Annotated in this window: 25 protein-coding genes and 2 pseudogenes; 14 read left to right on the forward strand and 13 right to left on the reverse strand. The window is 68.3% G+C overall.

All coding sequences use genetic code 11. The annotated features are described in order from the left end of the window. Nucleotide 1: 1 nt before the first annotated feature. The 3 genes from ID554_RS06375 to ID554_RS06385 form a co-directional block, all read right to left on the reverse strand. Nucleotides 2-463, reverse strand: coding sequence for a peptidase inhibitor family I36 protein (locus ID554_RS06375; RefSeq protein WP_147333498.1), 462 nt, complete (start codon nucleotides 461-463; stop codon nucleotides 2-4). A 336-nt stretch (nucleotides 464-799) separates the two neighbouring features. Then, the gene (locus ID554_RS06380) at nucleotides 800-2,077 is read right to left on the reverse strand and encodes an FAD-binding oxidoreductase (RefSeq protein WP_117228960.1); all 1,278 of its coding nucleotides are present in this window, start codon (nucleotides 2,075-2,077) and stop codon (nucleotides 800-802) included. Next, a complete protein-coding gene (locus ID554_RS06385; RefSeq protein WP_117228959.1) occupies nucleotides 2,074-2,364 on the reverse strand; it encodes a DivIVA domain-containing protein in 291 nt (96 codons plus the stop codon). Before ID554_RS06385 ends, ID554_RS06380 begins: the two co-directional genes overlap by 4 nt. A gap of 277 nt (nucleotides 2,365-2,641) precedes the next feature. Here ID554_RS06385 and ID554_RS06390 point away from each other — a divergent pair, with 277 nt between their 5' ends. The 4 genes from ID554_RS06390 to ID554_RS06405 all read left to right on the forward strand — a co-directional run bounded on the left by ID554_RS06390 (nucleotide 2,642) and on the right by ID554_RS06405 (nucleotide 5,061). Then, entirely contained in the window at nucleotides 2,642-3,457 is an 816-nt protein-coding gene (locus ID554_RS06390; RefSeq protein ID WP_158573777.1) for a DUF5919 domain-containing protein, read from the forward strand. Further along, nucleotides 3,454-4,260, forward strand: a complete 807-nt coding sequence (locus tag ID554_RS06395; protein WP_223884456.1) for an inositol monophosphatase family protein — start codon at nucleotides 3,454-3,456, stop codon at nucleotides 4,258-4,260. The genes ID554_RS06390 and ID554_RS06395 overlap by 4 nt, the downstream gene beginning before the upstream one ends. A 73-nt stretch (nucleotides 4,261-4,333) precedes the next feature. Continuing rightward, entirely contained in the window at nucleotides 4,334-4,570 is a 237-nt protein-coding gene (locus ID554_RS06400) for a hypothetical protein (protein WP_117228957.1), read from the forward strand. A gap of 11 nt (nucleotides 4,571-4,581) precedes the next feature. After that, nucleotides 4,582-5,061 (forward strand): flavoprotein, encoded by a 480-nt coding sequence (locus ID554_RS06405; protein ID WP_223884457.1) that lies wholly within the window; start codon nucleotides 4,582-4,584, stop codon nucleotides 5,059-5,061. 27 nt (nucleotides 5,062-5,088) lie between these two features. On the opposite strand, the gene ID554_RS06410 is transcribed toward ID554_RS06405, so the two are convergent. Genes ID554_RS06410 through ID554_RS31395 form a run of 3 tightly spaced genes read right to left on the reverse strand, consistent with a single transcriptional unit; the run spans nucleotide 5,089 to nucleotide 6,418 of the window. Further along, complete coding sequence (locus tag ID554_RS06410; protein ID WP_117228955.1) at nucleotides 5,089-5,895, reverse strand: protein kinase family protein; 807 nt, start codon at nucleotides 5,893-5,895, stop codon at nucleotides 5,089-5,091. A gap of 60 nt (nucleotides 5,896-5,955) precedes the next feature. Next, a complete protein-coding gene (locus ID554_RS31390) occupies nucleotides 5,956-6,225 on the reverse strand; it encodes a glycine-rich domain-containing protein (protein WP_223884458.1) in 270 nt (89 codons plus the stop codon). Nucleotides 6,226-6,229: 4 nt separating this feature from the next. After that, the gene (locus tag ID554_RS31395) at nucleotides 6,230-6,418 is read right to left on the reverse strand and encodes a hypothetical protein (RefSeq protein ID WP_223884459.1); all 189 of its coding nucleotides are present in this window, start codon (nucleotides 6,416-6,418) and stop codon (nucleotides 6,230-6,232) included. A 416-nt stretch (nucleotides 6,419-6,834) separates the two neighbouring features. Between ID554_RS31395 and ID554_RS06420 the strand changes: the two genes are divergently transcribed. From ID554_RS06420 to ID554_RS32715, 6 genes and pseudogenes are all read left to right on the forward strand, one after another. Continuing rightward, nucleotides 6,835-8,043 (forward strand): XRE family transcriptional regulator, encoded by a 1,209-nt coding sequence (locus ID554_RS06420; RefSeq protein WP_223884460.1) that lies wholly within the window; start codon nucleotides 6,835-6,837, stop codon nucleotides 8,041-8,043. Nucleotides 8,044-8,045: 2 nt separating this feature from the next. Then, nucleotides 8,046-8,954, forward strand: a complete 909-nt coding sequence (locus tag ID554_RS06425; RefSeq protein ID WP_223884627.1) for an aminoglycoside phosphotransferase family protein — start codon at nucleotides 8,046-8,048, stop codon at nucleotides 8,952-8,954. A gap of 88 nt (nucleotides 8,955-9,042) precedes the next feature. Further along, complete coding sequence (locus ID554_RS06430; protein WP_223884461.1) at nucleotides 9,043-10,839, forward strand: restriction endonuclease; 1,797 nt, start codon at nucleotides 9,043-9,045, stop codon at nucleotides 10,837-10,839. Nucleotides 10,840-10,845: 6 nt separating this feature from the next. Next, nucleotides 10,846-11,526, forward strand: coding sequence for a type II toxin-antitoxin system toxin DNA ADP-ribosyl transferase DarT (darT, locus tag ID554_RS06435; RefSeq protein WP_158573776.1), 681 nt, complete (start codon nucleotides 10,846-10,848; stop codon nucleotides 11,524-11,526). Nucleotides 11,527-11,528: 2 nt separating this feature from the next. Continuing rightward, on the forward strand, nucleotides 11,529-12,608 hold the full coding sequence (gene darG, locus ID554_RS06440) for a type II toxin-antitoxin system antitoxin DNA ADP-ribosyl glycohydrolase DarG (RefSeq protein WP_117228952.1): 1,080 nt from the start codon (nucleotides 11,529-11,531) through the stop codon (nucleotides 12,606-12,608). Nucleotides 12,609-12,678: 70 nt separating this feature from the next. Continuing rightward, a pseudogene (locus ID554_RS32715) lies at nucleotides 12,679-14,215 on the forward strand (DEAD/DEAH box helicase family protein); the annotation flags it as partial. 188 nt (nucleotides 14,216-14,403) lie between these two features. Here the strand turns inward: ID554_RS32715 and ID554_RS32720 are convergent. Then, nucleotides 14,404-14,715 (reverse strand): helix-turn-helix domain-containing protein, encoded by a 312-nt coding sequence (locus ID554_RS32720; protein ID WP_117229034.1) that lies wholly within the window; start codon nucleotides 14,713-14,715, stop codon nucleotides 14,404-14,406. Nucleotides 14,716-14,825: 110 nt separating this feature from the next. Beyond that, on the reverse strand, nucleotides 14,826-15,065 hold the full coding sequence (locus ID554_RS06455) for a type II toxin-antitoxin system RelE/ParE family toxin (protein ID WP_191088733.1): 240 nt from the start codon (nucleotides 15,063-15,065) through the stop codon (nucleotides 14,826-14,828). A 132-nt stretch (nucleotides 15,066-15,197) separates the two neighbouring features. Here ID554_RS06455 and ID554_RS06460 point away from each other — a divergent pair, with 132 nt between their 5' ends. After that, on the forward strand, nucleotides 15,198-15,389 hold the full coding sequence (locus ID554_RS06460; protein ID WP_117228951.1) for a helix-turn-helix transcriptional regulator: 192 nt from the start codon (nucleotides 15,198-15,200) through the stop codon (nucleotides 15,387-15,389). After that, entirely contained in the window at nucleotides 15,379-15,861 is a 483-nt protein-coding gene (locus ID554_RS06465; protein WP_199489245.1) for a hypothetical protein, read from the forward strand. Before ID554_RS06460 ends, ID554_RS06465 begins: the two co-directional genes overlap by 11 nt. A 164-nt stretch (nucleotides 15,862-16,025) precedes the next feature. Here ID554_RS06465 and ID554_RS32950 read toward each other — a convergent pair. Then, a pseudogene (locus ID554_RS32950) lies at nucleotides 16,026-16,085 on the reverse strand (hypothetical protein); the annotation flags it as partial. Between the two features lie 135 nt (nucleotides 16,086-16,220). Between ID554_RS32950 and ID554_RS06475 the strand changes: the two are divergent. Continuing rightward, on the forward strand, nucleotides 16,221-18,428 hold the full coding sequence (locus ID554_RS06475; protein WP_223884463.1) for a choice-of-anchor J domain-containing protein: 2,208 nt from the start codon (nucleotides 16,221-16,223) through the stop codon (nucleotides 18,426-18,428). A gap of 219 nt (nucleotides 18,429-18,647) precedes the next feature. On the opposite strand, the gene ID554_RS06480 is transcribed toward ID554_RS06475, so the two are convergent. Continuing rightward, on the reverse strand, nucleotides 18,648-19,550 hold the full coding sequence (locus tag ID554_RS06480; RefSeq protein WP_158573775.1) for an SAM-dependent methyltransferase: 903 nt from the start codon (nucleotides 19,548-19,550) through the stop codon (nucleotides 18,648-18,650). Between the two features lie 352 nt (nucleotides 19,551-19,902). After that, a complete protein-coding gene (locus ID554_RS06485) occupies nucleotides 19,903-21,135 on the reverse strand; it encodes a multidrug effflux MFS transporter (protein WP_117228949.1) in 1,233 nt (410 codons plus the stop codon). A gap of 79 nt (nucleotides 21,136-21,214) precedes the next feature. Here ID554_RS06485 and ID554_RS06490 point away from each other — a divergent pair, with 79 nt between their 5' ends. Beyond that, a complete protein-coding gene (locus ID554_RS06490) occupies nucleotides 21,215-21,658 on the forward strand; it encodes a MarR family winged helix-turn-helix transcriptional regulator (RefSeq protein WP_117228948.1) in 444 nt (147 codons plus the stop codon). Between the two features lie 36 nt (nucleotides 21,659-21,694). Here the strand turns inward: ID554_RS06490 and ID554_RS06495 are convergent, their stop codons facing one another. Together ID554_RS06495 and ID554_RS06500 are read right to left on the reverse strand one after the other, a co-directional pair. After that, on the reverse strand, nucleotides 21,695-22,804 hold the full coding sequence (locus tag ID554_RS06495; protein ID WP_117228947.1) for a hypothetical protein: 1,110 nt from the start codon (nucleotides 22,802-22,804) through the stop codon (nucleotides 21,695-21,697). 224 nt (nucleotides 22,805-23,028) lie between these two features. Continuing rightward, nucleotides 23,029-25,335, reverse strand: coding sequence for a putative bifunctional diguanylate cyclase/phosphodiesterase (locus tag ID554_RS06500; protein WP_223884464.1), 2,307 nt, complete (start codon nucleotides 25,333-25,335; stop codon nucleotides 23,029-23,031). Between the last annotated feature and the right edge of the window lie 176 nt (nucleotides 25,336-25,511).

The raw sequence follows: 25,511 nt of genomic DNA on the forward strand, positions 1-25,511 counted from the left end.
GTCAGGGGCAGTGCCGGTAGACGCGGCTCGCCCAGTTCCGCCACTTTCCGGCATCACTGTGGACCCGCTTGCTCGGGTTGACCCGGAACAGCTCCTGGTCGTGGTAATAGAAGCCGACATGGCCGCTGCCGAGGTTGTAGTGCGCCGACTCGACCCGGAACTGCCAACTCCAGTCAGAGAGGTTCTGCCAGCCGCAGGAGGAGAGCCGCCCGCGCGGGTAGCCGTAGTTCGGCCACTCGTAGAAGCAGAACCAGCCCGCAGGACAGTCGGCCACCCCGTAGCTGCCCACCGGGGCGTCGAGGGTGACGATCAGCTCGCCGTTCCGATAGCTGATCTCGTTGTCGTTGAGCACCGTGCCGCCCGGGTTGGCGGCGAGGTACCGCGTGACGCGTTCCGCCGTCCCCGTCGACGGCTCGGCCAGGGCCGGCGTGGGCACCGCGACGGCGGCGAGGAGTACGGCCACAATCGCAGTGAACAGGATACGAAGACTGTTGATGGTCGGCATCAGGAACCCCCGTGACACAGCACCGGACGACAGAATGGGACCACTGTCCGCCCCGCGTCTCGGGGCGCGGGCCGTCCCGATCCAGCGTAGGAAGCACCCTGTTCAGATCACCAGGAGTAACCCCAAGACCGCTTCTTCATCATTCTCGAAATGCCTCAATCCTCACCAGGAAAGCAGTTGCTGACTGCAAATTTGCATTCACCTGGACCAATGAGGAGGCCACACCTGCCGCGCCTGCCTCATGCTTCCACCCACGTTGTCGATGAACGCCAGCTTCATGGTCCCGCGCGCCGGTCATCGCCACGGGATCCGATCCGGCAGATGAATCCGATCGGCGGGTATCCCGGCGGTGGGAAGTCGTCGCTGGGCAACGTCGAGCATCGCGGGCGGACCGCAGACATAGACATCCTGGCCGGGACGGTAGTGATAGAGCCCGAGGGCCAGCGCGTCACCCTGCTCGGCGGGTGCGACAGACGGGTCGTGGGAGAACGCCGGCACGACGGTCAGCCAGGGGTGAGCCTGGTCGAGCTTGTCCAGGGTGATCGCGTCGTAGAGGTCGGCGACGGTGCGTACGCCGACGACCAGGGTCATCCTTCGACTGTCGGGCGCAGCGGCAACCTGTTCGACCAGGGCGCGCAGCGGGGCCAGCCCGGTGCTGCCGGCCACCAGCAGCAGGTCCCGGCGAGGGACCGACGGCGAGGAGACGGGCAGGCTGAGGCCGACATCGACGGGTGGGCCGAAGTGGAGCGAGTCGCCGGGGCGTACCTCGTGGACGAGGCTGCGGGAGACGGCGCCGGCGGCCACCGCGCGGACGTGCAGCTCGACGGTGCCGTCGGGGCGTGGGACGTTGGCCGGGCAGTACCAGCGCCACCGGCCCGGGTGCTGCGGCAGGCAGAGCGGCACCGCCTGGCCGGGCCGGAACGGCAGCGGGTGCCACGGGCGTACCGTCAGGATGGCGATGCCCTCGGCGGCCAGGTCGCGGCCGGTCACCTCGGCCGACCAGAACGCCGGCCCGTCGCCGATGCGCCCGGCGGCGCGCACGACGAGCGCCCAGGCCCACCGCCACCGTCGCTCCCAGCCGACGGCGACCGGCGGCGGACAGAGTCGCGGTGCCACCGTCGCCAGGGCGGCGCCGATCAGCGGACCGTGCTCGGGCCGCAGCCGATGCCGGTGGTGGACCCGGCCGAGTACCGCCAGCAGCGCCCACCGCTCGGCCCGGTCACCGCCGCCGCCGACCAGCCGGGCCAGGGCGGCGACGACGAGCGCCAGCTCCGATGCCGGTAGCGGGCACTGCCCCGCCAGACTGGCCTGGAACTCGGCGGCGACCTCGTCGATCACCGCAGGGCCGCCGCTCGCGAGCGCTCCCGCCAGGTAGTCACCGGCCCGCCGCCGCAGCGCCTCCGACAGCCCCGGCCACCCCTCCAACACCGGCCCGCCGCCCACGAGTTGCCGGATCAGGTGCGCGGCGAGCCGGTCCAGATCGACCCCGATGAGGTACGCGGACAGCTCCGTATCCGCCTGCACGAGCCGCAGCCAGCGGGTGACCGCCGCCCGTGCCGCCGCCTCCGTCACCGGCGCTCCCCCACCGGGTGTACGTGCCGCGCCTGCCGGTTCTCGGTCCGCTGGTGCTCGACCTGCCGGTTCTCGGTCTGGCGGGACTGCCACTGCCGCAGCGCCTGCCGGACCCGCTCGGCCTCGGTGTTCGCCGTGACGAGCTGCCGGTGCAGGCGGTCCAGCTCATCGGCGACCCGGTCAAGGTAGTCGTACACCTGGGCGGGGTCCAGACCTCGCCAACGCCGACCGAAGTCGGCGGCCCGGACGTGGTGCGACTGGAGTCGTTCCCCGCTCACGTAGATCATCGCTGCGCTACCTCCTGCTCGGCGGTCACGTACTACGGCGGCCTCGGCACGCTCGTTTCGCTCATGTGATGCGGCACCGAGGCGGGCGGGGTCGGTACGCGTCGTTCGGGTCGACGCCTACCGGAGCCCAGCACCCGCCCCGGGCCCTGCATCCACCCTGGTAAGGAGGGCTTCGATACCGACATGACTACGGACTGCACCATGCCGGTAACTGCACTGCACGCACTGGCGATAGGCTGCACTTCAACCGATGCCGACGCGAGCAGAAGGCGGCACGATGACCACGGTGCAGCGGTGGACCGGGCTGGAGACACGAGCGCTTCGCCAGGCGCTCCGATTGAGCATCAAGGACTTCTCTGCCCACCTCGGCGTAGCCGAGCGGACTGTGTCCAAGTGGGAAGCCGGGCAGAGTGCGGTTTACCCACGGCCGGAAATGCAAGCTGCACTCGACACGGCTCTCGGCACGTCCACCGAGGACGTTCACGAGCGTTTCAATGTTGCTCGCTATGCCGTCCAAGGAGATCAAAGGACCCTGGCAGTGCCCGCTACTGCCGATTCGATGTGTGGCCTGACGGCTGTCTATCAGAGTCGATGTGACCTGACTGCGGCTATACCGGCAGATCAATTGTTCGAGGGTGCACGAGTCGTGCGGGCGGTCGGGCTGTCGCTCAACGTGCTCTGTCAGGACTACGCCGACCGACGTTGGCAGGAGCTCCTAGAGCGGAACGCGCATGTCCGCTGCCTGTTCCTTGACCCGGACGGCACGTCGATCCAGTCGCGTGAGCGGGAGGAAGGATTCCCGACTGGCCAACTCGCGGCGTTAACCAAACTGAATATCGAGACCTTGCTTCGGGTCCGCGATCGTGTGCCCGTCGCACTACGGGATCGGCTGGAACTGGCGACGTACGACGAGACACTCCGCTTCAACATCATCCTGGTAGATGATTTGTGCGTGGCCCAGCCCTATCTGGGAAGCAACCGTGGCGTCGACTCCCCTGCCTTCGTGATGCGCCAGGGACAGCCAGGAGTGGGACTATACCCGGTGTTTGAACAGGTCTTCGAGTCGCAGTGGCGGGGCAGGCGGGCGCTGTGAGCGACTACCGGGAGTATCTGTCGCTTGCGGCCGAGGCTACGCGGCGGGCGGCAGACGCGATGCGATGGCAGTCACCCGGAGCGCTTGCCGCCAAGGGTGACCGAGATGTCGTCTCCGAGCTGGACTACGCGATCGAACGGGATCTACGAACCTTCCTGAGAACTGAAACGCCCGACATCGGATTCCTCGGCGAAGAGGGAGGATCGAGCGGATCGACAAGCAAGCGGTGGGTTCTCGACCCAATCGACGGGACATCGAACTACGTTCGGAGCCTGCCGCTGTGCGCGGTGTCGCTCGCGCTCGTGCACGGCAACGAAGCAGTACTTGGCGTCATCGAACTGCCGTTTCTCTCCGCGACCTACACCGCCGCGAAGGGTGAGGGGGCGCACGCCAACGGGCAGCCGATCACTGTCAGCAGCACCATCCGCATGAGTCAGGCCCTCGTCGCCATCGGGGACTACGCGGTTGGCCTTGACGCGGAGGCACGAAACCGGCTGCGGCTCGCCTTGACTGGCCAACTGGCAGCCGAGGTCCAACGGATCCGGATGACCGGCAGCGCGGCGCTCGACCTGGCATGGCTCGCCGAGGGCAGGCTCGACGCCGCTCTGACCCTGTCCAACCATCCGTGGGACATGGCGGCCGGGGTAGTCATCGCCAGAGAGGCGGGAGCCACCGTCATCGACGGCAATGGTGCCCGCCACGACATCAACTCCACAACGACGCTTGCCGTCACACCCGAACTCACTGGCTCCATCTTGGCGGCGTATGAAAAGGCCGTCGCCTTTGGGACGAATACACGCTGACGTGGAGACGGATGAGCAATGAGGATGGCCTTAGCCGTGTGCCAGTTCACGGCTACGACAAACAGGTGACGGGATGATCGCTAATCTCACGCTGCAGACCTACGGTGCCGACGCGGCCGAGCAACTCACGGACGCACTCGTGCGGATCTACCTGCTCGTCCGTCCTGACAATGCGATCGCCCGAGGTGCCTATGACTCGTGGGGCTGGGCGCAGGAGACCCGGCTGCGATCCGGTTGGGAAAGCGTGCCAGATTGCATCGTGCACCGCGGATCTCCGTCGATCGTGGTCGAGGCGAGTCTTGCGGCATGAACAGTCAAAGGGTGTTGGCCCTGGTCGTCTGCGCGGCACCTCCGGTGCTGCGGATCGGTGAACTGATCGACCTGCTGCAGGAAGACGGCTGGGCCGTGTGCCTCACCGCCACACCGACCGCCGCGACCTGGATCGACCGCGAGGCGCTTGCAGAGCAGACCGGCTACCCGGTGCGGGCGGAATGGCGAAGGCCCGGCGAGCCGGAGCCACATCCGCCAGCTACGGCTGTGGCGGTCGCACCGGCCACCTTCAACGTGATCAACAAATGGGCTCAAGGTGTCAATGACACTCTCGCACTCGGCATTCTCAACGAAGCACTCGGAGCCAGCATCCCCGTCCACGCCTTCCCCAACGTAAAGCCTCAATTGGCTGCCCACCCGAGCTACAACCGGCACCTGCAGCTACTCCGAGAGGCAGGCGTCGCAGTGGCACCCCTCAACGCTGAGTCGGACTGGGAGACAGTTATCAGAACGCTCAAGGTCCCGCTATAACGGGGCTGCGCCGCGTCTGGCCAGCATCTACTGTCCACTCGCGCCTTCTCGGTAGGCCGACCAAGCCTGTGCCGCGTCGAGAAGCGGGCCGCGATGAGGTGCAGGACGTGAGCACTGCCGCTGCTCCCCCAGTCGCACCAGTCCGATGGCGAAGGTAGTGACAGCCTCGTCGGACGCCTGCGCCCAGGCCGGGATCTGTCTGGCCCATGCCTCGGCGTCCGCCGGAGTGTGGCCAGCGAGGATGAGGCGTACCAGCATGAACGCGGCGTCGATCCAGGCGGCGCCTCGGCAAGGGGCGGACCAGTCGACAAGCCTGAGCCGGTCGCCGAACAAAAAATTCCGAGGTGTCATGTCGGTGTGCAGCAGGGTGTCCCCGTCGACCAACTCCGGGGCGATGAGCCCGCGCCACCGTATGGTGAACGGCTGCACCTCGACCGGCGGACATGGCGTCAGATCCCGGGCGAGCATGGCCAACAGGTCGGCGACGGCGTCCAGATCCGGGGAGCCGGGATCCAGCCTCGGGTAGCGGCCGGACACGTGCTCGAAGCCGAGCAGAAGCCAGCCGTCACGCTCGACGGTCCAGCGGAGGCGGGGTACGACGTCAGGAAGCCACCGGTTGATCCGGGCTTCCTTGCGATAGAGCCACGCAGTCCGGCTGTCGGCCTGCCCACCCTTGCAGAACACCTGACCTGCGGCAGTGTCGAGCGTGACGGCGAGTTCACAGGAGGCCCCGTCCGGCACGATCTCAGCCCGAATGATTCCGCCGGTATGCCGCTCGACCTCCCGACGCAGTGAGCCGGGGAGGTCGTGCCAGTGGTGGCGGTGGTGCGGCATCGGTGGCCTTCCGGGCGGCGGTCCCAGCCAGCGTAAGCCCGGGACCGCCGTCCGGACGGATCAGCGGGTCGGGCTGTCGTGGCAGCCGGCGTGGCACTGACTGCACTCCGCAGATGCGCCACCCCACAGCTCATGGTCGACTGCGAAGCCGGCGGCGACGATGGCGGCGACCGTCCGGGAGATCGGAGCGCCGATCGGCTCGGGTCCGGAGCGGCGTGAGTCATCCGGGTCAGGTTCAGGCTGGTGATGGATGAACCGACCGGCGAGGCGCTGACAGAACTCGGCGTACTCGCGTGTGTGCAGGATGAACGTGTGCCAGCCGATGTCCACCAGGTCACTCGGACCGAGCGGGTTCGTTGGTGGTGGCGCAGGCGGCGAGAAAGGCGAGCGCCTGATCCAGGATCCGGGCAGGCAGGTCGGCGGCCAGTTCAGGATGGTCGCGGACGATACGGGCGGTCAGCCGGGCGAACAGTTCCTCGGAGACGAGCGTCCGGCCGGTGCTGACTCGGTCGATGGTGAGCATCCTGCTCCTTCCGTCGGATGGTCTCCACGCAGGCTGAGTCCGACCACACTCCGACGACATGACACCGCGAGGATGGTCGATATACGTGACGCGTATACCGCGCGCCCACAAAACCGTTTGAATGGTTAGGCTCGACGGAGCGCAACGGACACAGCCACCCGCGAACGGCGAGGTTGCCGGTGACACCTGCGAACTGCCCCCGCTGCGGAGGACGCCTGGCCCGCGACAACGACAGCGGACGCTGCGCGCCCTGCCACGCGGCTGAACGCGACCGACTCAGCGCGCCGCCGGAGGTGCCTGCGTCGTTCTGGTCGCACCCGCCGCTGCGAGCGGCTCTCGCTGATCGCCACCTCGGGCGGGTGATCCGGGCGTACCGGCACCACCCGTATCACGGGAGGGGAGCGTGACCTCAGGCCGTGGTGGCGGGCTGGTTAGGCATCACGCAAGCACAGCCCAGCCGCGTGGAGAACGGCCCGCAGATGGTGCACCTCGACCGACTCTCACATTGGGCGACCCTGCTGGGTGTTCCTGCAGAACACCTATGGTTCGACGTGGCAGGCCGGGGCCGTCGCTCCGAGAGCATAAGGACACCTCGAACCGTCACCGCCGACAAGGGGCCTGACGAAAGTCGGCGGATGCTCCTAGCGGGAATCGCCGCCGTCGCTGCCGGTGCAGAATTTCTCGGCGGCAGCACTGTCTCACGCCGACGTATCGGCACTGCCGATCTCGCGCGCCTGAACGCCGTGTTGGAGCTCTACTGGTCGGTCGATGCCGAGTGTGGTGGCGGCTTGCTGTACGAGGAGGTGTCCAGGTTCGCCGAGTCGGTCTACCAGATGCTCGACTGGTCACACCCCGCCAGCCTGACACCGCAGCTCGTCGCGGCCGTCGCAGCGGCTCGACAGCTGGCCGGCTGGACCGCCTTGGACGCGGGCCGGCACTCGGCGGCCCAGCGGCATTTCGTCGCCGGTGAACGAGCCGCGCTGACGGCCGATGACCGTCCCTTGACTGCGATGATCCGGTACTCGCAGGCAAAACAGTTGCAGCACCTGCGACACAATCGCGACGCCCTGGCTGCCCTACAGCTCGCTCGCGGGCAGCTCGGGCTGCAGGCGACACCGGCGGTCACGTCCCTGCTGCTGGGCGCGGAGGCGGCCTCACTCGCGGCAATAGGCGATCATCAAGCGGCAGAGCGGACGCTCGGCGAATCCAGTTCGCAGTTCGAGCGGATCCGGCCAGAGCGGGAACCAAGTTGGATGTCGTTCTACGACCGTGGAGAGCTACTGGCCCAGTACGGTCGCGTGTACCGCGACAAGGCCCGGCAGGACAAGAAGCATGGGGCGGCAGCAGTGCGCTTTGTGAGCGACGCGGTCACTGCGTTCGGTCCCGGAAACGTACGTAGCAGCGTGCTCAACGAGGTCGGACTGTGCAGCGCGCTCTTCCTCGCTGACGAACCTGAGCAGGCGCTGGCCGTTGGGCGCCGCATGCTGCAGCAAGCTCAGAGCATGAGCTCAGTGCGGGTAATCGATCGGGTGCACAACCTGCGCCGTGATATGGGACGGCACCGGGAGCTCCCAGAAGTTGCCGCCTTTGCGCAGGATGTCGCCACTCTCGAAGCTCGGCGGTGAGCATGCGGGCGAAGGGCCGGTTCACCGAGGAAGCGATGACAGAAGCCATGCGGCAGATCGCCGCCCGGCTAGACGTCCCGACCGGAGATGCTCGACTACTCCAGCTCGCGAACAACGCTGTCTTCGCCCTCCCCGACCCAACGTTGGTCATCCGGATTGCCCGAACCCATCGGCTCCGGGACCGAGTAGCGAAGGTCGTTGCCCTCGCCCACTGGTTTGCGCTGATGAACGCACCCACGATCCGGCTCGCCCCGGCAGCTCCGGAACCGATGGCCGTGGGCGATCTGCTCGCCTCTGTGTGGACCTATGTCCCACCCACACCCCCGGGTCCCACCGTCGACGATCTCGGCCAGGTCCTACGGGAGTTCCATGCACTTCCCGTTCCGTCGATCGAGCCCCCCGAGTGGGATCCGATCGGTGATGCGCGTCGTCGGTTGGCCGACGCGGAAGGGCTCAGGCAAGACGAGCACGACTTCCTCTCGACGTGGTGCGACCGCCTGGAACCCCAGTTGACAGCACTGAGGCAGCGGACGGCCTCGGGACTCATCCATGGGGATGCTCACGTCGGCAACCTCCTCAGGGAGCCCTCCGGACGCGTCGTCATGTGTGACTTCGACGCCACGTGCCTCGGCCCATGGCAGGTCGACCTTGCTGCTGTAGCCGCCAACGAGACCCGCTTCGGTGAGGTCGGTTACCACGCCAGGATGGTCGCCTCCTACGGCGTCGACGTCACTACCGATCCGTGCTGGCCGCTGCTCCGCGACGCCCGCGAGCTGAAGATGATCGCTGCCGCCACGCCACTCCTGGCAACCTCCTCGGCCGTCGCCGCTGAGTTCCGGTGGCGCGTCAGGTCGGTCCAGGAAGATGATCACGAAGCGCGATGGACACCATTTGCCGACCTCGAACGCTAGTCAACGAACAGGCGTGATCACCACCCAACCACGAGGTAGCGAAAGCGCACCCGCACGATCAACTTCTCGACCGGTCGGCCGAGATGAGATGGCCACCGAGGTGGTCGATCTCGATTCGAAGATTAAAGAAACTGTCCGACATGCGACAATACGATGCCTCGACTACTGGACATGCACGTTCTTTTCACCACGAAAGCTGCGACTGTCGGGCGATCGCACGGATGCCAATACCCTGGATCGCTGGCTAGGGTTTCGGCTCCGCACTCGTCTACCTCTTAGGACAAACGTGGGAATCCTCAAGGAGATGCAGCGGGCGCACGCACGTCAGGTACGCGCTCAACGGCATGCTCAGACTGCGGCTTACCGGCATCACCAACAGTTGCAGCGCGAGGCGGAGCGGGCCAAGAGGGAAGCCCAGCGCGCCGCTCTAGTGAATGAACGCGAACGCAAGCGGCTGTACGCCGAGGCGCGTAGCGCAGAGGTGGCCGCCATGAACGCGGACCTTGAGCTTCGCCTTGGCGCGTTGGACAACCTCTTGGCCGCGACGCTCGAGGTAGATGATCATATTGACTTTAGCCAACTCAAGAAGACTGTCGCCCATCAGCCGTTCACCCCTGGAAGGCTCGGCACCCCTGCGCCACCGCCGGACTGGCGCCGCTTTGAACCATCACCACCGACGGGTCTGAGCAAGCTGTTCGGGGGCCAGGCCAGGTACCAGCAGCAGCTCGCCGTCGCGCGGCACGCGTTTGCCCAATCTCAGTCGGAGCACGCGACCGCCGAGGCCGACCGCCAGCGGAAGCTCGCTGCCGCACAGCAGACCTATCAGCGCCGCTGTGCTAAGGCCGACGCGGACGCTGCCGCCCACAACGCCGAGATTGACAAGTTCGCCGTCGCGTTCGCCGCCGGGGAGCCCGGGGTGGTTGTCGAGTACTTCAGCATGGTCTTCGGCAACTCGGTTTACCCCGACGACTTCCCACAGCAGTACCGACTGGCATACGTTCCTGAGTCCCGTCAGCTGGTCGTGGAGTATCACCTGCCGACGCTCGATGTCGTCCCACCTGTACGGGAGTACCGCTACGTCAAGGTCCGTGACGAGATCACCGCGACGGCTCGGCCAACAAAGGAGATCAAAGAACGCTACGCGAACATCGTCGGTCAGGTCACGCTGCGTACCGTGCACGAGCTCTTCGAGGCCGACCGCTCTGGCCTCGTAGACACGATAGTCTTCAACGGCATCGTCGACACCACGGATCCACGCACTGGGGTTAACGTGCAGCCCTGTCTGGTGACGCTTCGGACCACGCGCGACGTCTTCGCCGGACTGAACCTCGCTGCGGTCGACCCCAGCGCCTGCCTGCAACACCTCAACGCATCCGTGTCGAAACGCCCGGCCGAGTTGGCACCCGTCCGCCCCGTGCTCGAGTTCGACATGGTCGACAAGCGCTTCGTTGACGAGGTTGACGTGCTGGCTGACCTCGACCAGCGGCCAAACCTGCTGAAGCTGAGTCCCACCGAGTTCGAGAGCTTGATTCAGAACCTCTTCGCGAAGATGGGGCTAGACACCAAGCAGACGCGCGCCTCCCGCGATGGTGGAGTCGACTGCGTCGCCTTCGATCCTCGGCCTATCTTCGGCGGCAAGGTAGTCATCCAGGCCAAGCGCTACCGCAACACCGTCGACGTTTCGTCGGTCCGGGACCTCTTCGGCACGCTGCAGAATGAGGGCGCTTCCAAGGGCATTCTGGTGACCACCAGCGGCTACGGACCCGCGTCGTACGAGTTCGCCTCCGGGAAGCCGCTTGAGCTGATCGACGGATCCAACCTGCTCTTCCTGCTCGCCGAACATGCGGAGGTGCAGGCCCGGATCGATCCAAGCGAGCTGAGCTGATCGATGGTGGCTAACACTGAGCGCCCGCGGCCGACCACGATCATGCACTTCACGCATATCGATAACTTGCCGCGCGTCGTGAAAGCCGGCCGACTCTTCTCGGACACCAGCGTCGGCCCGCAGTTGGCGACCAACGTTGGCGCCGCAGAAATCAAGGCTCGCCGACGGCATCGACCCGTCCCTTGCCCACCCTACGGCTTCGTCGCTGACTACGTGCCGTTCTACTTCGCCCCACGCTCCCCCATGATGTACCGGATTGCGTGCGACCATCGGGACGGCAAGCTGGGTTGCTACCCGGGCGGCGATGATCCGCTCGTCTACCTGGTCAGCTCGGCAGAACAAGTTCATGCTGCCAGGCTCAGCTGGGTGGCGAGTGACGGCAACTGTGCCGTCGGGCTCACCACCTTCACGACCGTGCTCGGTGAGCTGGCGACCCTCGTCGACTGGCCGTTGATGCGGGCAAGGTTTTGGAGGGATGGCGATGAGGACATGGACCGGATGCGTCGACGGGCGGCCGAGTTCCTGGTGCATCGAGAGTTTCCCCTCAGCCTGCTCGCCGGTTACGTCGTGCGGACGATGGATCGGCAGGAGCAGGTGAGGCAGGTCTTTCGTGACGCTGGCATGATCGAGCCGTACGTTGATGTCAGACCAGACTGGTACTACGGATACAAGCGGGGGGAGGTGTAGCGATGATCATTCCGAGTCGGGGCAATCTGCTGACCGCCGATGCCGACGCGCTGGTTAACACCGTGAACACGGTCGGAGTGATGGGCAAGGGCATCGCACTCCAGTTCAAGCGCGCTTACCCGGCCAACTACGCGGCCTACCGGACGGCATGCGCGAACAACGAGGTCGGGCTTGGTCGGATGTTCGTGTTCGACTCGACCCGCCTCGGCCCCCGCAGATACGTGATCAACTTCCCCACCAAGGGTCACTGGCGGGCCAACTCCAAGCTTCCCGACATCCAGGCCGGCCTCGCTGATCTCGTCCGCGTCGTACGCGAACGGCAGATCACCTCGATAGCGGTGCCCGCTCTAGGTTGTGGCAACGGTGGGCTTGCCTGGGGTGATGTTCGTCCGGTCATTGAGCGGGCCTTTGCGGAGCTTCCCGAGGTGCGGGTGCTGCTCTTCCCACCGGAGGGGGCACCGGATCCGGCCGATATGCCAGTAGCGACCGAGAAGCCCTCGCTGACCCTTGGGCGGGCCACTCTGCTACGGGCCGTTGACAATTACCTACAACGCGCGCGAGCTCTCGAACCACGCGACGGTGTCACACTCCTCGAGATTCAAAAGATCGCCTACTTCCTTCAGGTTCTAGGACAGCCGCTACGGCTAAAGTTTAGTCGCGGCAGATACGGCCCCTACGCCGAAAACCTCAACCACGTCCTTGACCGGTTGGAAGGGCACTACCTCAGCGGCTTCGGTGATAGGTCGGCACGAGTCGAGGAGCTTCAACCGATCCGCCTCACGGCCGGCGCCGTCGAAGCAGTCAGTAGGTTCTGGGCAGCCCAAGGCCCGCCGCCCCCAGAAGCGTTGAAGCAGTTCTCGCGACTCGTCGAAGGCTTCGAAGCTCCCTACAGCATTGAATTGCTGGCCACCGTGCACTACGCGGCCTCGTTACACCCACCGACCAATGACCTCGCCGAGTTGACCGAGCGAGTCCGTAACTGGAGTGGCCGCAAGGCACGGATCTTCACACCTCCACACATCAAGTTGGCCTACGACCGGCTGCAGACATCCAGTCTGCTACCGGCAATGAATCCCGCGTGATACTCGGTGGTGTCAAGTCGTCACCACGCCGCGCGAATCAGCAGACAACGAGAAGTGACGGTGCTTCCGGGTGACTGACCTTGAGCGGGGTGTCTACGAGCACGTCGTCACCCGCGAACTCGCCGAGCGGCTGCGGCGCGTCGACCCCGCGCTGGTCCAGCACGGGAAGCTCGACCCGGCTGACGCCCCGGATGCCCTCGCCCGTCACATCGCCACCCTCGCTCACCGCGCCCTGCACGCCGTCGGCGGTGGTGACGACAAGCTCCACCGTCAGGTCGAGTTGGCCAACCGCATAGCCGACACCATCGCCGCCCTGAGCCCGCAGGCAGCCACCGTCGATGACCAGGTCACCGACGCGAAGTACCTGCTGCACGCCATCGCCGCACCGCCGACCGCGCCCGCCTTTCCGCAGCGGCCCACCACCCCGCTCTCCACCGGCGCGCTGCTGGTCAACGGCCGGCATCAGCCGCGTATCGGCCACGAGGTCACCCACGAGATGGCCTCGGCGGTGCAGGTGGACCTGCTCTGCGCGTTCATCAAGTGGCACGGTCTGCTCCAGGTGCAGGGCGCGATCCGCGAGCTGATCGACCGTGGCGGTCGGCTGCGGGTCATCACCACGACGTACCTCGGTGCGACCGACCAGCGCGCCCTGGACCGACTCGCTGAGTTGGGTGCTGAGATCAAGGTGTCCTACGAGACCCGGACCACCCGCCTGCACGCCAAAGCCTGGCTGTTTCGCCGCAACAACGGCATGACCACCGCGTACGTCGGCTCCCTCGGACCTGTCGAAGACGGCGCTGATCGACGGGGTGGAGTGGAACGTCCGGATCTCGGACGTCGAGCAGCCGTACGTCATCGACACGTTCACCGCGACGTTCGAGGACTACTGGCACGATCCGGCGTTCGAGGACTACGACCCGGGCCAGGACGCCGACCGGCTGCGCACCGCGCTGCGTGGCGAGCGCCGTGACAAGGTCCATGGTCGGTGGCGGAACCTGGTGGTGATGGCCACCGGTACGGGCAAGACGGTGGTCGCGGCGCTCGACTACCGCCGGCTGCACCGGGAGAAGGCGGTCGACTCGCTGCTCTTCGTCGCGCACCAGGAGCAGATCCTGCGGCAGAGCCTGGCGACGTTCCGGCAGGTCATGGGCGACGGCAGCTTCGGCGAGACGCTCGTCGGGGGCCGGGCGCCGCAGAACTGGCGGCACGTCTTCGCCTCCATCCAGTCGCTGCACCGGCGGGAGATCGATCCCGAGGCGTACGACATGGTGATCGTCGACGAGTTCCATCATGCGGAGGCACCGACGTACGCCCGGCTGTTGGAGCGGCTTCAGCCGCGCGTACTCCTGGGATTGACGGCGACGCCGGACCGCAGTGACGGCGGCGACGTGCGGCGGTGGTTCGATGGCCGCGCCGCCGTGGAGCTGCATCTGTGGGAGGCGCTGGAGCGGCGACTCCTGGCACCGTTCCAGTATTTCGGCCTGCACGACGATGTGGACCTGTCGCAGGTGGGGTGGAAACGCGGGCAGGGGTACGACCCGGCGGAGCTGGACGGCGTCTACACCGGCAACGACGCGCGGGCGCGGATGGTGCTGCGGGCGGTACGCGACGACTTCCCGTCCCTGCCGAGCGGCTGCCACACCCAGCTCGACCGGGTGGCCAAGGACATTGTGCTGCGCAATCTGCGCTCGGCACTACCCACGTCGAGGCCGGGCCTGCTGGCCGAACTGCGCCAGCTCGGGAACGTGAGCCTGGCCGAGTACCTGCGCGAGGCCGGCGTGGAGATCGAAGACGTCTACCGGTCGGCGAGCATCGGCGAGGCCTTCGGGGCGAATTTCACATCAAGCTTGCGGTCCAGGGCGCGAGCGAGCCGCTCGAGAACGGCCAAGGTGGGAACGGTGCCTCCAGCCTCAAAGCGGGCTACCGCAGACTGCGTCATCCCTGCGGCGCCGGCTAGCTGACTCTGGCTCCAGCCACTGCGTTCCCGGAGGTGCCGCACCTCCTGACCAAGCTCGAAAGCCAGGCGCGTCGCCTCGTACGCCTCCGCCACACCGGGCTCCGTCATCCGGCGTTCCCGCAGGTCGTTCCAGTCAACCCGATCGGCCATCACTCTGCCCCCTCGACCACGATATGCCGTTCAGCCATACAGCGCTCAAGCTCTTGGCGCGCCCGCTCGATCTCCCGATCCTCGCGCATCCGAGTCTTCCCAAACACGGTCTACAGGATGATCCTCCGACCGGAGGCCATCCAGTAGGTCACGCGCACCGCGTCGCGATCCAGGTAGAACCGCAGCTCCCTGAGCTTGCCGTCGATCTGCCTGGTATACGGCTCGCCAAGCAGCACGCCTTGCTCCGCCAACAGATCGATGTAGAACGCGGCTCTTGCGAAGTACTCGCCCGGCAACTCCTCCAGCCAGTCTCGGACTTCCGGTTCCAGCTCCACGCTCCCCCAGGTCATAGCATCGATGCTATGTCCTGAGCGAGCACCACGTCAGCCCCGGACCAAAGGAGCCGAGGTTGATCTGCCGCCCGCACCAGCAGTGTCAAGCATCCTTGACGTGACAAGGTTGCTTGACATCGGAGGTGCTGGTTGCGGAACGATCTCCGTGAACTGCGGCAGGCTGCCGGGCTGTCCCAGCGGAAACTGGCCGAGGCCCTGGACGTCTCGCGGCAGACGATCAACTCGATCGAGACCGGTCGCTACGACCCATCGCTACCCCTGGCCATCGCCATCGCCCGCCACTTCCACCGCACCGTAGAGGAGATCTTCCATGTCGACTGAGGATCGCAGCACGACTGAGGGGCACCACACGACTGACGATCGCAGCACGACCGAAGGTCGCAGCACCCTGCGGAAACTGGCGGTCGGCGGCATCCTGCTGGCGGTCGTGGCGCTGATCGTCACCGTGGGGTTGCTGCTGCGGGAGCACGCGCCCGGCAACATGGGTGTCGGGTTCCTCCAGGGAGCAGCGGTCGGGCTGCTCGCCCTCCTGCTGATGGTCTGGCGGCTGAGCAAACGACCGGACCGCGCCACCACGTTCGAGCGGGCCTGGTCGCAGACCGGGGACGAACGCGACGACGCCATTCTGACCCGGGCCCTGGCCGTGCTGGGTCTGGCCGCGTTCCCGCTCACCTCGGTGGCGGCCGTCGCCGTCGCGCTCGGTGTCGAGCCGAGCATGGTGTTCGCGCTGCTGCTCTTCGCCGAGATCGTCGTCGGCGGTGTCGCCTTCGTAGTGATCAACCGCCGGAACTGACCGGGCCGGACCCGGCACCCCGGGAAGCAGGCTGTCCCGTGAAGGACACCGGATCGTAGGTGCCGGGTGGCGTGTGTGCGGTGCAGCGGCGCAGCCGGTCCGCGGCCATCCGGCCACCGACCGCCAGAACCGTACCGTTCGACGGCCGTGAGGCCGTACGCGCTACAGGTGGGCGTGAAGCGGCACCGTCCCGGCCATCGGTGGGACAGCCACCGGCCAATCATCGACTTCGACTATGTCAAGGCTTGATTGATAGATGCACTTGTGCAAAGGATACGAGGGCGCTCGATCAGCGTGCGTAGATCCATAGCCCCTGGCCAACCGGGGTCGAGTGGGTCTGTCGGCTATGAGGAGGTTCTGTGGCTCGACGCCGCTTTGCGGGGATAGCAGCCTGCGCCATCGTCCTACCGTTCTTCGTCGTCGCCCAGCCGGCGGCGGCCAGTCCGAGCACCGAGGCGGCCCAGCCCGCTCCGGCTCCGGCGACCGGGATCGCCAGCGACGTCCGTGACCTCACCCGGAAAGACTTCACCTTCAACGGCAAGCCCGTCGAGGTGCCCCGGCAGTATCAGCCGCAGGCGCAGCGCAAGTCGGCGCAGGCCGCCGAGACGCCGCCGGTGGGCACGGTACGGCAGTGGCTCGCGCTCGACGACTATCAGGGCGTGATCTACCTCAAGGACTACACGCTGCGCGGCGTGGGCGACCACATCGAGGTCTGGGTCGCCAACGACACCGAGTTCCCGGAGGGCGACTGCCGCCGGCAGATCGCGAACTCGACGGTGGTCACCGACGCGCAGGTGACCCGCCTGGTCGACGAGTTCGACACCAACATGTATCCGAAGTCGACGGCCGCGTTCAGCACGCCGCCGGACCGGGACGGCAGCAACGCGCAGCTCGACGGCGACTTCACCGGCGCCGGCAACCGTACGGTGACGCTCGTCGACAACGTCCGGGACGACAACTTCTACGACTTCCCGGCCGCGCCGACGTACATCGCCGGGTTCTTCTTCTCGCTCTTCAACGAGTTGCTCGACCGCAACATCATGACGGTCGACGCGTACGACTGGGCGCATCGGACCGGCGTCAACCCGCCGAACGAGCCGACCGACGACCTGTGCACCAGCCGGCCGGCTCGTCCCAACCTGTACGAGTCCACGTTTATCCACGAGTGGCAGCACCTGGCGCACTACTACACCGACCCGTTCGAGAGCATCCTGATCAACGAGGGGCTCTCCGACTTCGCCCAGACGCTCGGCGGCTACAGCGACGCGGCGGCCCGGATCGACCAGCCGGGCGCGGACAGTCACATCTACTGCTTCCAGGGCTTCGGAACGGTCCGCACGGACTACAACACGAATCCCCGGGACTGTGGCGGGCCGGAGAACTCGCTGAACCTGTGGAACGAGGGCGGCAACCCGAACGCGGTACTCGCCGACTACGGCAACGCGTACTCGTTCACGTTGTTCCTCTACGACCGGTACGGCCTGGACTTCATCTCGCGGCTGCACCGCGACGGCGACCTTCAGGGCCTGGCCAGCCTGGAGGCCGCGCTCGCCGACGAGGGGGTCACCGATCTCTACGGCGTGATCCACGACTACCAGACGATGAACCTGGTCGACCGGATCGTCGGCAACTCGAAGCTCGGCGTGATGCTCGGCCGGGACAAGCGCAAGGTCACCTCGGCCAGCCTGAACGCCACGGTGAACCTGGCCAACCCGGCCACGCACGCGATGCCGGGCGCGGCGCCGAACGGTGCCGACTACGTCCAGTTGCGCAAGGCGAACGGCAAGCCGCTGAGCCGGGGCGAGCTGCGGTCGATCACCTTCAAGGGCGCCGAGACGCTGCCGGCGGTGCCGCTGGCCTGGACGACGGTGACCGACGACCCGGACCGTCCGGGCAACGCGGTGCTGTGGTCGGGCAACGGCAACAGCCTCGACGTCGCCGCGGTGACGCCGGTGAGTGTGCCGGCCGCCGACCCGACGCTGACCTTCCTGGCCAAGTACGGCGCCGAGGCCGGCTACGACTACGGCTACGTCAGCGTCTCGACCGACGGTGGCAAGAGCTACACCGCCATCGAGGGCGACAAGACCGTCGCCGGGCCGTACGGGCCGTCGCTGAACGGCACCACCGACGGCTTCGAGCCGCACTCGTTCGACCTGTCGGCGTACGCGGGGCAGGACATCCTGCTGAGCTTCCGCTACGTCAGCGACGGTGGGGTCAACGAGGGTGGCCTGCGGGTCGACGACATCACGGTCGGCGGCACGCTGGTCAGCGACGGGTCGAACCTGGATGCGTTCGACTCGCCGTCGGAGGTCTCCCCGACGCCGGTCGCGAACTGGAACGTCCGGTTCGTCGGCTTCGACGAGAAGCTTCGGACGGCCCTGCAGTTCGAGGTCGACGGCAAGTCGGGCTTCACGCTCGGGCTGGTGCAGACGGCGTTGCTGGCAGCCTTCCCCACGGTGGTCGCCATCGTCGCCTACGACGAGCCGACCGAGCAGGTCACGCAGTACGCGCCGTACCAGTTGACGGTGAACAAGGTCGTGCAGCCCGGCGGTGCCCCGCTGAGCTGACCGACCTTCGGTGAGGACTCCCGGTGCCGTGGTAGCGGCACCGGGAGTTCCGCGTCCGGGGCCTTCCTCAGGCGGCAAGGCGGCCCCGTGCCGGGCTAGATTGCCGGCCGGCCCGCGAGACGTCCTACGGCGGGTACGCCGGCTACTTCGCCGATCCGGACGGCCACCTCTGGGAGATCGCCTGGAACCCGGGCTTCCCGATCGCCGCGGACGGGACGATCACGGTGCCGGATTTCGGGCCACCACGATGACCATTCCCTGCGTCTGCTCCTCGGTCAGCATGTGGCGCCACCCCTGTTCGAGTTCGGTGTCGGTGAGCGGCGGCCGGTCCGGAGTGCCCTTGAGGGTCGGCGCGAAGACGTCGAGAATCTGGTGCACCTCCGCCGGCACCGGGTTGTCCCGGGCGTACCGGCGCAGTTCGAGGTAGGTCCACATGCTGCTGTACTTCACGTGGTCGGTGATGTCGGTGACCTCGTCGAGCAGGATGCCGGCCTGCGCAGCGATCTCCGGGTAGTCCTCCGCGCCGATGGGGGCTGCGGTGACCCGCCAGGAGTCGTGCACCCTGACCAGGGTGTCATCGGAGCGCCCGTGCGGGCCCTCCCGGACGGTGAAGTCGGTCAGCACGATGCGCCCGCCGGGGCGTACCACTCGGGCCATCTCGCGCAGCGCCCGCACCCGGTCGGGCACGTGGACGATCGACTCGAACGCCATCGCGTGGTCGAAGGAGTCGTCGGGGAAGGGCAACGCGGCCATGTCGGCCTGTTCGAAGCGCACCCGGTCCGCCACCGCCTCGGCGTGGGCGAGCTCGTTGGCCAGGCGGACGTCCTGTTCGCTGACCGAGATCCCGACGACCTGGGCCCCGCCCGCCTGGGCCAGCCGTACGCCGGGCCGGCCCAGACCGCAGCCGGCGTCCAGCACCCGCTCGCCCGGCCGCGCGGCGACCCGTTCGATCATCATGTCGGTCAACCGGGCGCTGGCCGTGGCGAAGTCGCTGTCGTCGTCGGGCCCGGTCCAGTAGCCGTGGTGCATGGAGCCGCCCTGGACCCGGGCGACGATCGAGTTCACCTGGTCGTAGAACGCGCCGACGGATTCCGGCGTCGGCCCTTTGATTCCAGTGTGCACCGCTGTCACCGCTTCCTTTTTGTCAAAAGTGCCGGGTCGGAAACACGCCACTGTCCGGTTCGATGATCAAGCGTTGCAGCACCTCACCTCCCGATCGCCATCGGCGCGGCGGGGACGCGTGATCCCTTTTCGCGGAAAGTCGATCAGGTGACCTGAACCCCGGCTTAGTGGAAACGATGTTCAGGAAGGCCACTGTAATCGGGACACCCGACCCGGTCAAGGAATTGGATCTGTCGGCAAAGCGCGGCTCTGCCTCGCTTCTTGTCAAAGCATTGAGCTCCGACAAACTAATAGAAAGTTCCGCATCGGACTCGGAAGTACCACGACTCCATGACCAGCGGGCTGCGGCGGGTCAGCGGCGGCGGGTCCGGGCCAGGGTGAGCACGACCAGCAGCGAAGCGGCGGCCGCGCCGCTGACCATCACGGCCATCGGCACCGCGCTGCCCTCGCCACCGAGCCCGACCAGCGGTGCGGCGCCGGCCGCGATCACCGCCTGGAGGCCGCCGAGCAGGGCGGCGGCCGTGCCGGCGTGCGCGGAGTGCCGTTCGAGGGCGAGGGCGGTGCCGTTGGGCATCACCGTGCCGAGCGACCCGAGGAAGAGGAAGAGGGCGACGACGACCAGCGGCAGGGCGCCGAGCAGTGCCCCGACGAGCAGGACGAGCGCGGAGAGCAGACCGAGACTCAACCCACAGATCAGCAACGGCCGGGGGTCGAAGCGGTCCAGCAGCCGGGCGTTGAGTTGGCCGACGGCGACGAAGGCCAGGGCGTTGAGCCCGAAGATCAGGCTGAACGCCCCGGCGGAGAGTCCGAAGACGTCCTGGAGGACGAAGGAGGAGCCGGAGAGGTAGGCGAACAGGCCGGCGAAGGCGAGGCCCTGGGTCAGCGCGTACCCGAGGAAGACGCGGTCGGCGAGCAGGGCGCGCCCGGCGGCGGCGGTCGCGGGCAGGCCACCGGTGTTGCGGCGCTCGGCGGGCAGGGTCTCCGGCAGCCGCCACGCGACGGCGGCGGCGATCAGCACGCCGGCCAGGGCCAGGGCGAGGAAGATGGTGCGCCAGCCGCCGAAGCCGAGCACCAGGCTGCCGAGGGCGGGCGCGGCCATCGGGGCGATGCCGAAGATCAGGACGAGCCGGGAGAAGTATTTCGCGGCGGCCCGTCCGCTGTAGAGGTCGCGGACGACGGCGCGGGCGACGACGGTGCCCATGCCGCCGGCGAAGCCCTGGGCGAAGCGGAACGCGGCGAGGGTCTCCGCCGACGGCGCGAGCGCGCAGACCAACGACATCACGACGAACGCGCCAACGCCGACCAGCACCGGCAGGCGACGCCCCCAGCGGTCGCTGAGCGGGCCGGTGACGATTTGCCCGAGAGCCATGCCGACCAGGCAGGTGGTCAGGGAGAGTTGGATCTGCGCCTGGCTGGCGTCCAGGTCGCGGGCCATCTCGGGGAACGCCGGCAGGTAGGTGTCCAGCGACAGGGGCCCGATCGCGGTGAGCGCGCCGAGCAGCAGCAGCAGCCCGACGGCGGCCCGGCCAGTGGGGGCGGCGACCCGCTCCGGCGGCCGGACGATCGGCGCGGCGGTCTGCGGCATCGTGGCCCCCTCGGCGATTGGTTGCGCCGGGCTACGATAGCTCTGCTTACAGAGTTGTTGCCGTGGAGAGGGCCGGACTGTGACCGAAGAGACGCTCGGGCAGCTCAGCGACGCCCTGGGCGACCTGCACCGGGTGCTGCGCCGCACGGCCACCCAACGGACCGGCCGGACCGCCCTGCCGGACGCGCAGGTGGAGGTGCTGCGGCTGGTGCAGCGACAGCCGGGGATGAGCGTTCGGGAGGTCGCCCAGCGGCTCGGCACCGCCCCGAACACGGTGAGCACCCTGGTCGGCGAGCTGACCGCCGCCGGTCTGCTGAGCCGCGACCGGGATCCGGGCGACCGGCGGACCGTCCGACTGACGTTGACCGACACGACGTGGGAGCGGATCGCCGCCTACGGGCAACACCGACGCGACCTGCTCGCCGCCGCGCTGGCCGGGCTGGACGCCGCCGACCGGGAACTACTGCTCGCCGCCGCGCCGGCCCTGTCCCGCCTGGCCGACCGCGCCGCCGAGCAGCGCTGAGCCGCCCGCAGATCCGCGCCTCGGGCCGGCGCCCGGTCAGCCCCAGACGGTACGGCGGACACCGCCGTGCGTACCGCACGCACGCGGGCTGCCCCCGGCCAGGCTGACCATGCCGTCCTTGCACTGCACCAGGTAGCCCCGACCGTTCCAGAATCCGGGTACGCAGTCGAAGTGCTCGCACACGTCACGGGCCGGCTCCCGGACCCGCTCACCGCCGCAGAAGTCGTACCCCATCGGGTTGACCGGGGCGCCGCAGCGCCGTTCCGGTGTCGGCACCTCCCGCCGAGGCGCGGACGAGCCGGTGGCGCGGGGCACCTTCGGCACGCCGGTGGCGGCGACCGGCGCCGGTGTGGCGGCGACCGCCGTGTCCGGACCGGCCGGGTCCGGACCGGAGTTCGCCAGCGCCACCGGCACCATCACGGCCAGCGCGGCGGCGACCACGGCGGTACGCCGGCCACCGGGGATCAGCGCCGACAGCCGGGCCTGGCCGGGGGTGGCGATGCCCGGCCGGGACGGGCGCAGCCGGGCGTGCTCGGCGATCAGCTCGTCGAGCTGCGCGATCACCGCGGCCCGGTGCTCGATCGCGTCGGCGAACGCCAGAGTGAGCACGAAACGGAAGTCGGCTGCCGCGCCGGGGGGCAGCAGCACCCCGGAGCCACGTCGGCGGTCCAGCACCTGGATCAGGGTGACCGGTGCGTGCGGGTCGTGTGCCAGCCCGGTCATCCGCGCGTACGCCCAGTCGCGACGGCCCCGCCCGCCGAGCAGCACCAGCCGACGGCTGGTGATCACGGCCATTCCGGCGTCGGCGACCCGTACGCCCTCGGGGAGGCGCTGGCGCAGCCGGCCGGTCTGCGCGGCCACGGTCAGGTCGGGCGCGGGCAGGACGGCGTTGTGTCGCACCTCGACCAGTTGTGCGGCGGGTACCACCCGCAGCACCGCCTCGTCGGCGGCCAGTTCGAGCGGGAGACCGTTCCCCGCGGTGGCCGAGCCGTGGCACTGCTCCGCGAGCGTCCGCAGGCGACGCAGTTCGTCGTCGCGTCGCCGCCACTCCCCTTCGGCACTGCGGAAAATCCGCCGCCGGCGCTCGTTCTGCCGGCGCGCCCACCGGTACCGCCATGTCGAACCCGTCGAATCAGTCCTTGCCACGCCGACTCCTTCGCCGCGCAGGCCACCTGAATGGGGTGCCACAGTGTCAACGACCTTGGGAACCACCATGGACACGGCCAAGAGCGGGTGAATTACCCGATCGGTGGACTAATAAGGACAAGATGGTGGTTTCGCCGCCCGCCGACAGCAACCGGCTCAGGCCCGGGTGATCGCGTTCGCATGGCTGGCCTCCGCCGGCCCGCCCGCCGGCGCCCCGGACGCCATCAGCGCGACGATCCGCCGCCCCCAGGCAGGGCGGCCTTGGTCAGGACGGCCCGCAGCTCGGCCAGCGCCGCCGGGCGGCCGTAGCGGTAGCCCTGCCCCTGTACGCAGCCGATGGCGGCCACCGCGTCATGCTGCCGCTCGGTCTCCACCCCCTCGGCCACCACACCCAGGTCGAACGCGTCGGCCAGCCGGGTGACCATCTCCACGGTCGCGTACGCCCGCGCGTCGTCGGAGATCCGGGAGACGAACGAGCGGTCGATCTTCAGTTCGGTGGCCGGGATGCGGTGCAGGTAGCTCAGCGACGAGTACCCGGTGCCGAAGTCGTCGATGGCGATCCGGATGCCGAGTTCACGTAGTTGCCCCAGCCGGTCGAGCACCGCGTCGCTCCCCTCGATCAGCGCCGACTCGGTCAGCTCCAGCGTCAGCGCCCGGGGTGCCAGGCCCGCACCGGCGGTGGCCTCGGTGACCGTGGCGATCAGATCCGGGCGGCGCAGGTGCGCGGCGGCGATGTTCACCGCCACCGTCGCGGTCGGGACGCGGTCCTGCCAGGTGGCCGCCGCCCGGCACGCCTCCTTGATGACCCACCGGTCGATCGGCAGGATCAACCCGGTCTCCTCGGCCAACGGCAGGAACCGGGCCGGGCTGAGCAGGCCCAGTCGCGGGTGCCGCCAGCGCACCAGCGCCTCGGCGCTGCGGACCGCCCCGGTGGCCAGGTCCACGATCGGTTGGAACTCCAGGCGCAGTTGCTCCTCGTCGACCGCCCGCCGCAGGTCGGCGATCAGCTCGGCCCGGCTCACCGCCGACTCCCGCAGCGCGGGTGTGCTCCGCCGGTACGCCGACTTGCCCGCCGCCTTCGCCGCGTACATCGCGATATCGGCGTCGCGCAGCAGGTCGGTGTCGGAGATGTGCTGCGGCCCGTACTCGGCGATGCCGATGCTGGCCGACGGGTGCACCCCCACCAACTCCTCGCCCGGTGAGGGTTGCAGCGCGGCCAGCAGCCGTTCCGCCAGGCGTTCCGGCTCGGCGGGCGGGCTGCCGGTGACCAGCACCGCGAACTCGTCGCCGCCGATCCGGGCGATCATCCCGTCGGCACCGACCGCGCGCCGCATCCGCCGGGACAGCCCGGTCAGCAGCGTGTCGCCGGTGGTGTGCCCGAACCTGTCGTTGACCTGCTTGAACCCGTCCAGGTCCAGCAGGAGTACGGCGACCCGGTTCGTGCCGAGCAGCGCCGCGCGCAGCCGACGGGTGAACGCCAACCGGTTGGGCAGCCCGGTGAGCTGGTCCATGTAGGCGAGCTGCCGCAACCGGCCGACCAGCCGCAGGTTCTCGTTGGCCGCCAGTCCCTGCCGCAGGGCGAGCGTCGCCAGCAGCGCCATCATCGCGATGAAGATCGGTTGCGGGACGTAGCCGTCGGGCCGGCTGGCCAGCACCACCGCCACGATCGCCCCACCCACCGGCAGGTACGGCAACGCCACCCGCCACCAGGGCGGCAACGGTGACTCGGCCGCCTCGTCGGGATCGGCCCGGTAGCGGGGCGGCCCGAGTCGGGTCGCCAACCCGATCAGCAGGTAGCTCAGCGGCCAGAGCACGTCGACCAGCCGGCCCGGCTGGTAGGTGCCGGCGGCCGCCAGCGACACGTACGCGGTGTCGCCGACCGCACGGACGGTCAGGCTCGCGCCGAGCAGCGTCAGCACCGGCCACACCGGCCGGCTCGGGCCGATCACCGCGACCAGGATGGTCAACTGCATCAGGTCGAACATCGGGTAGAGCAGGCCGGCGGTGCGCAGCGGCTCGTCGAGATCCGCCATCGCGACATCGCGGAAGATCAGCATCCAGCCGACCGGGATCAGCGCCAGCCCGACGATCACGCCGTCCAGCAGGGTCCGCACCCGCCCCACCGCGGTACGCGGCGCGGTGACCGAACACAGCAGGGCAGCGGTGCCGGTGACGAGACCGGCGACGAACAGCACCCCGACCGGCAGCGTGTGCGGCAGACCGCCACCCACCAGCCGCAGCACCGTCCACAGTGTTCGGCCGATCATCGCCAGGGCCATGGTCGCCGCGAGCAGCAGCCAGAAACACCGTACCGGCGGCTGCCGGCGGGCGGCGCCCAGGCAGGCCAGCGCCGCCCAGCCGGCCACGACGAGCGCGCCGAGGTCGCTGACCAGTGCAGCGCCGGGCAGCTTCAGCAGCAGCCAGGCCGTCTCGACGACGACGGCCAGACCGGCGGCGTACAGCCCCGCCCGGCCGACCCGGTCCCGCCCGGGCCACCGCGCGGCGGTCCGCCCGACGTCCTCTCGCGACACAGCGCTCGCTCCGGCTCTCTCTCGGCCCATCCGTTCATCCACATGCGCCGCCCGGCGCGCAACCATCTTCACGTACGGTGACCGCCCGGTACGCCACGACCCGCCGTGAGGGTTCCTCCGGGTTCATCGACGGTGTAAGGAAGGGACCCTTTCTATCGCCTGGTGTATAGAAAGGG

The sequence above is a fragment of the Micromonospora craniellae genome, from assembly GCF_014764405.1.
Taxonomy (GTDB): Bacteria; Actinomycetota; Actinomycetes; order Mycobacteriales; family Micromonosporaceae; genus Micromonospora; species Micromonospora craniellae.